This window comes from Pseudoalteromonas sp. (assembly GCF_041613455.1).
GTDB lineage: Bacteria > Pseudomonadota > Gammaproteobacteria > Enterobacterales > Alteromonadaceae > Pseudoalteromonas.
Window position 1 is genome coordinate 1 of record NZ_JBFJHD010000168.1, and the last position, 6,673, is coordinate 6,673.

General features: G+C 44.2%; 6 protein-coding genes. 3 read left to right on the top strand and 3 right to left on the bottom strand.

The window, feature by feature from the left end; translation table 11 throughout:
* Positions 1-241 precede the first annotated feature (241 nt).
* Positions 242-2,020: an aspartate--tRNA ligase gene (aspS, locus tag ABYB02_RS13090; RefSeq protein WP_372762882.1), complete on the bottom strand. Its 1,779-nt coding sequence runs from the start codon at positions 2,018-2,020 to the stop codon at positions 242-244.
* A gap of 276 nt (positions 2,021-2,296) precedes the next feature.
* Here aspS and ABYB02_RS13095 point away from each other — a divergent pair, with 276 nt between their 5' ends.
* Both ABYB02_RS13095 and ABYB02_RS13100 read left to right on the top strand, forming a co-directional pair.
* The gene (locus ABYB02_RS13095; protein WP_372762886.1) at positions 2,297-3,145 is read left to right on the top strand and encodes a DUF72 domain-containing protein; all 849 of its coding nucleotides are present in this window, start codon (positions 2,297-2,299) and stop codon (positions 3,143-3,145) included.
* Positions 3,146-3,161: 16 nt separating this feature from the next.
* Positions 3,162-3,665 carry a M48 family metallopeptidase gene (locus ABYB02_RS13100; RefSeq protein WP_372762883.1) on the top strand — a complete coding sequence of 168 codons (504 nt, stop codon included), beginning with the start codon at positions 3,162-3,164 and terminating at the stop codon, positions 3,663-3,665.
* Between the two features lie 26 nt (positions 3,666-3,691).
* On the opposite strand, the gene ABYB02_RS13105 is transcribed toward ABYB02_RS13100, so the two are convergent.
* Together ABYB02_RS13105 and ABYB02_RS13110 are read right to left on the bottom strand one after the other, a co-directional pair.
* Positions 3,692-4,705 (bottom strand): DUF5924 family protein, encoded by a 1,014-nt coding sequence (locus tag ABYB02_RS13105; RefSeq protein WP_372762887.1) that lies wholly within the window; start codon positions 4,703-4,705, stop codon positions 3,692-3,694.
* 49 nt (positions 4,706-4,754) lie between these two features.
* Positions 4,755-5,657, bottom strand: coding sequence for a LysR family transcriptional regulator (locus tag ABYB02_RS13110; RefSeq protein ID WP_372762884.1), 903 nt, complete (start codon positions 5,655-5,657; stop codon positions 4,755-4,757).
* Between the two features lie 120 nt (positions 5,658-5,777).
* Here ABYB02_RS13110 and ABYB02_RS13115 point away from each other — a divergent pair.
* Positions 5,778-6,673, top strand: an 896-nt coding sequence (locus tag ABYB02_RS13115) for an adenylosuccinate synthetase (protein WP_372762885.1), incomplete at its 3' end; no start/stop codon positions are given.

Here is a 6,673-nt window from a genome sequence, read left to right on the forward strand (position 1 = left end):
ACGCCACCAATAATGGCTACTAACACCGGTGTGGTAGTTTTCCTTTTTCCTAAACGATAACTTAGCCATGCAAACAGCGGCACACATAGCAGTAACAACACTGCCAGCAACTCACCAAAAAAAGTAGCATTTATGTTCATTTTTCATCCTTAAAATTATCCTTACTTTCGATTAGAGCATAAAAAAACCCTTAAGTGAACACTTAAGGGTTTTTGTTAATTTACTTTAATGCCGTAAACAATTACTCAGCGGGTTTTTGCTCTTTTTCTACCACATTAATTGCAAGCTCTGCCAACGAGTCGGTGTTGGCTTTGCTTGGCGCGTTGGTTAATAAGCACGATGCTTGAGTCGTTTTAGGGAACGCAATCACGTCACGAATGTTATCGGTGCCACATAACAGCATCACTAAACGGTCAAGACCAAATGCTAAACCTGCATGTGGCGGTGTACCGTATTTAAGGGCATCCAATAAGAAGCCAAATTTATCTTGCTGCTCTTGCTCATTAATACCTAATATTCTAAATGCGGCTTCTTGCATATCTGCATTGTGAATACGCACCGAGCCACCGCCTACTTCGTAGCCGTTTAATACCATGTCGTAGGCATCTGAAATAGCGGCCGCAGGATTGGCTTCAAGCTCAGCGGCAGTGATGTCTTTTGGTGCCGTGAATGGATGATGCACCGCATGCAGCGTGCCTTCGTCATCTTCTTCAAACATAGGGAAATCCACAACCCACAGTGGTGCCCAGCTATCAAGGTTAGTGATCTCTAAATCAATACCTATTTTAAGACGTAGCGCGCCCATAGCTTCGTTTACTGTGTTGCGCTTATCGGCACCAAATAAGATGATATCGCCAGTTTGTGCGTCAGTGCGCTCAAGTAGTTGCGTGATCACCTCTGCGTTTAAGAACTTCGCCACTGGCGATTGCACGCCTTCAGCGCCTGCATCACGGTCGTTTACTTTCATCCACGCCATACCTTTAGCGCCGTAAATACCAATAAACTTAGTGTAATCGTCTAGTTGCTTACGCGACAGCTTAGCGCCACCTGGCACTGTAAGTACCGCAACACGGCCTTTTTCGTCATTCGCCGGGCCTGAGAACACATTAAACTCAACGTCTTTCACTAAGTCAGCAATATCAACCAGTTTCATTGGGTTACGTAAATCTGGCTTATCAGAACCGTACAAGCTCATGGCCTCAGCATACGGCATGATGGGGAAGTCGCCTAAATCAACGTTTAACAATGACTGCCACATTTCGCGGATCATTTTTTCAGTCATACCACGTACTTGAGCCGAGCTCATGAACGAGGTTTCTAAATCTATTTGGGTAAATTCAGGTTGACGATCGGCACGTAAATCTTCATCGCGGAAACATTTAACAATTTGGTAGTAACGGTCAAAACCCGACATCATTAGCAATTGTTTAAATAGCTGTGGTGACTGCGGTAATGCGTAAAAGCTACCTTTGTGTACACGGCTTGGTACTAAGTAGTCGCGCGCGCCCTCAGGGGTGGCTTTGGTGAGTACCGGTGTTTCGATGTCTAAAAAGCCGTTTTCATCTAAAAAGCGACGTACAAAGCTACTTGCTTTAGCACGTAATTTAATGCGGTCGCTCATTTCTAAGCGACGCAAGTCTAAGTAACGGTATTTTAAGCGACGTTCTTCAGAGTTAACTTGGTTAAAATCGAGTGGTAGTGGCTCAGAGCGGTTAATGATGGTCAGCTCAGTGCCTAAAATTTCCACTTCGCCAGTGGCCATGTCTTTATTTATTTGGCTGTCTGGACGAGCGCGTACTATCCCTTTTAACTGCACACAAAACTCTTGGCGAAGGGTATTAGCTGTATCCATTAACCCTGCAATTTCAGGATCAAACACCACTTGCACTAAACCTTCTCTATCGCGTAAATCGACAAAGATAAGTCCACCAAGGTCACGTCGTTTGTTGATCCAGCCACATAGTTCTACTTCTTGGTCTACGTGGGTTTTATTTAGCTGTCCGCAGTATATAGAGCGCATAGTTTTCCTGTCAGATAAAAGACCTATAGCCATTAAGCACATTCGTTTTAAACGTTGTTATAAATACTAAAATGTGGATAACGCCACTAGCAATTCAAAGTAATTAAATTAGCCCCGTATTATACCCAAGCCACCTCAAAATGCGAGTTTCCGTTAGCATTAAAGGCAATTTATCTGCTCTAGTGGGGCTGCGCTTTAGCAAGCAAAATGGTGACAGGTGCGCCGTGGTTAGCTATTTGTTACACTAGTGCAAACACCCCATTAGTTAGTTGTGCAATGCTGTATTTAGGATGCCCACAGTGGTCAAACACCGCGTGGAAAGGCAATTTATTTTCAAGCCAATGTAAAAACGCGGATATGCTGAGCGAGTACGCGCAATACTTTAACTCTGTTGAAGGCAACACGAGTTTTTACGCCGATCCTGCACCAAGCACTATTTTACGCTGGGCCAACAGTGTACCCGATGACTTTAAATTTACTTTTAAGTTTCATCGCCGTTTTAGTCATGAGCTAAAGCTCACTAATGTACAAAGCGAGCTTTCCGCCTGGTTTGATTTATTTGCGCCTATTTTAGCCAAAACTGGGCAAATTATGTTGCAGCTCCCCAGCGCCTTTGGCCCAAACGACTTAGCTAAGCTGGCGCAATTTATTCGCCTATTACCCAAAGAGCTCACCTTTGGGGTAGAAGTACGCCACCGGGCATTTTTTCAAAAAGGGCAAGCCGAAATAGCGCTTAATCAACTGTTAATAGCCAATAATATTAATCGCATTGCCATGGATACCCGTGCCCTTTTTGCCGTTAACGCAACAACCGAAGCGTTAATTGATGCACAACAAAAAAAGCCGCAGCTACCAGTGCATGCCATTGCCACCGGCGAGCAGCCATTAGTTCGTTTTGTGATTGCCGATTTAAAGCATGATTACCAAAGCTTTTACCAGCCGTGGCTACGCAAAATAACGCAATGGCTGAATGAAGGTAAAACACCCTACGTGTTTTTTCATACCGCCGATAACCAAGCCGCCCCCTTGTTAGCGCGGCAGTTTTGCCAAGACTTAGGCTATCAACACGGTGTACTAGCTCCCTTTAATGGCGAGCAAGAAGCCCAGCAAACGGCATTATTTTAATTTAAGAGCATAAACTATGAGTGAATTTGTCCGTTACTTTAGCGGCTACCCTGAGCACATTGTGTCAGCAATCATGCAACTAATAAAAAATGATACCCATGGCGCGTATTTAACCAAAAAATACCCACGGGCGCACACCATCACCAGTGATAAGCTGCTGTACACGTACGCCACTGAGCTAAAAAAGCAGTATTTAAAAAATGCCCCCCCTTTTGGCCGCGCCGCGTTTAAAAAGCAAGGCGATATGGTCACCAATGCACTCGGTACCCACACTTATCGCATGCAAGGCAAAACGCGCAAACACGACTTAGCTATCAATAGTGATTTACTGCGCGCCCCCGAACCGTTATTAAAAGCTTTAGTGGTGCACGAACTCGCGCATTTTAAAGAAAAAGATCATAACAAAAGCTTTTATAAACTGTGCTGCCACATGGAGCCTGAGTACCACCAGCTAGAGCTCGATTTACGTATATTTTGTGTGTTAGTGGCGCAAGGTAACAACCCCTATGCAACAAGCTAATAATTAGCGATTGCTTTTGGCAATAGTTAGCGCGTCACTGTGAATTGAGTTAGCCCAATAAGCTGCCCCGATTCCGTGACTACCTGCACCTGCCAGTTACCGGTCGCCTCAGCGGGAAAATTGACTTTATGGCTCCACGCTCTATAACCTTGCTCGCGCCCGCCAGTGATATTTAATGCGATTCGGTCTACTTCTTTATGGTTATGGCGCCAAACATGAAATATGGTTTCATTTAATCCCCTTGGCGCTTTAACCGCAGTCCAACTATACAATCCTTGCTGATGCAATACAGTGGCAGTTAACTGCTTGATGCTGCCGATGGGCCTGCGCTTTGCGCTATCGACTGCATGCGATACTGTAATGTCGGTTAAACGTAACGCGGCGGGCGGCACCCAACTTCGTAACTGCCACACCCCGGCACTTAAAATACAAAGCAACGCTATGAGCACAGGAAAACGCCACCAGCGCACATTAGGCATTAAATTACTTAAACTTGGCAGCGTAAAAATAATCGCACAGCTCAATGCTATCGCTAAGCTTTGATTGGTGGTGAGCTTAAATAAAATGGGTAAAGTAACTATCAGTACCACAAACAAGGCGAAGTTATGAAACACCGTAAATAGCGTACGGTGCTTCACTAACGTTTTATAATACAAGGGATCGATTAACGAGATAACAGCGCAGCTTATAATTAGCCCAGTAAACAGCGCTTGCGGGTGATGCCATTGCGTTACCGCCAAAAAAAACGGTAAAGCAAAAAATAAACTTTCTTGCTGCACCATTTGTAACGCAAAACGCATAAAGTTGGGAGATACCGTGACCCCAAACGACTGCTCTACCTTATCGCGTAACCAGTTATCAATAATTAACCATAACCAGCTAATTAATAACAATATAGCGATAAATTGCGCAAACGATTCTTTGCGCTCCACTAACACATAACTTGCCACCCCAGAGCAAAAAGACACTATCGCCAACACCCCTGGATGCTGTTGCATTAGCAGGATAAATTTTGTTATTAAATTTTTAAAATAACCCATGTAATACAAACCCAGCTCAATATGCTGACACATTGGCACAGCATGTCATTTATTTTGATGACCCGCGATGAGTACGCGAAATCTCTTCATTTACCCAATACAGCAATTGTTTTATCGCTTTAGACAACACTTGGTTTTGTCGCACTATATACCCTAAACTGGTGGTTGGGAATTGTGGCAGTGAGGTCACTGAGGTAGTTAAATTAGCCTTAGAGTGCAAAGAAAACTCTGGCACAATTGCCACGCCAAACCCCGCTTCTGCCCAGTCAATTTGCGCATCAACACTGCCCACTTCCATTACTCGATAACTGGGTAAATTTAACGACGGCAACGCACTGTCTAATAATTCACGGGTGCGAGTATCGTGACCCAATAAAATAAGTGTTGGTGGCTCTGTGAGTATGATACTGTTGTCTTGCTTTGCTTGCTGCCATAGCGCTAAATGATTACCCAGCGCACACCACTTTATTTGTTGTAACTCGCTAAAATGCAGTGGCTCACTTTCTTTTTGGGCAATCACAAAACCTAAATCGGCTTCTGCACTTTTAACCAACGCCGACGCTTGTGACGAGGTGGTATTAAGCAAGCTAAAATCAATTCCCGGAAACTGCGTTTTAAATAACTGAAACGGCTCGATTAACAACAACCGCGATATAATATCACTGGCTGCAATCGTCAGCGTGCCTTGGCTCAAATCGTTAATTGCATTGAGATCTGATTGGCAAACTTTTAATTCCCACAAGGTTTTTTTACCCGACTGCAGTAGCCTTTGCCCAGCTTGCGTTAAACAAAATGGGTTACGTTCGATTAATTTTACCCGCGTCATTTTTTCTAACTGCTTAATATGCAAACTCACATTAGGCTGCGTCATATGTAGTGCATTCGCCGTTTTACCAAAATGCTTTAGCTCAGCTAAAGTAACAAAGGTTTTTAACCAGTGAATATCTAACATTTATATCTCTTCATAACTCAACCCCATATGGAATCCTTATTGATATTATAATTATAATTAATTTCTCTTATTTTAACACCCCACCTATCATAACCACTTGTTCAATTTGGAGATAAAATTATGCCGTCAATTGTTGTAGTAGGTGCAAACTGGGGTGATGAAGGCAAAGGCCGCATCGTCGATTTTTTAGCAGAGAACGCCTCTGCCAGCATTCGTTTTCAAGGTGGTAACAACGCAGGCCACACCGTAGTGAATGAGTTTGGTACGTTTAAATTGCACCAATTACCCAGCGGTATTTTTAATCCAGACTGTACAGCCGTACTTGGCCCAGGCATGGTTATAAGCCCTGCAGCCTTAAGCGAAGAAATGGCCGAAGTTAAAGCAGCAGGTGTTGCTGTAAAGTTATGTATTTCTGATCGTGCCACGCTGTGTCTGCCAATTCATGCCCTAGAAGATACCCTAGAAGAATTGCGCTTAGGGGATGCCGCTTATGGCTCAACCCGTCAAGGTATTGCGCCAGCATATGGTGACCGAGTAATGAAAAAAGGTATTTTAGTCGGTTGGTTAAATCAGCCTGAGGTATTACTTGAGCGGATCCAATTTATGCTAGACTGGAAAATGCCACAACTCAAAGCACTGTATCCCGAGTGTGACTTTTCACAAAGCGCTGCTGAAATGACCGAATGGTTACTGGAAGTAACCGCGTCTTGGCGCCCTTTTATTTGTAACGTCACTGAGCCGCTAAAAGCACTGCAACAGCAAGATGCTAATTTATTATTTGAAGCCCAATTAGGGGCTGGCCGTGATTTAGTGTATGGCGAATACCCGTACACCACGTCTTCTAACGTAACTGCAGCCTATGCTGGTATTGGCAGTGGTTTACCAGCGCTGCGCCCTGAGCGCGTAGTGGCGGTGGCAAAATCATTTAGCTCATCGGTGGGTACCGGTACCTTAGTCACGGCGATGGCAGAGCAAGATAACTTTCGTGAAAGTGCTAACGAATATGGTGCTGTAAC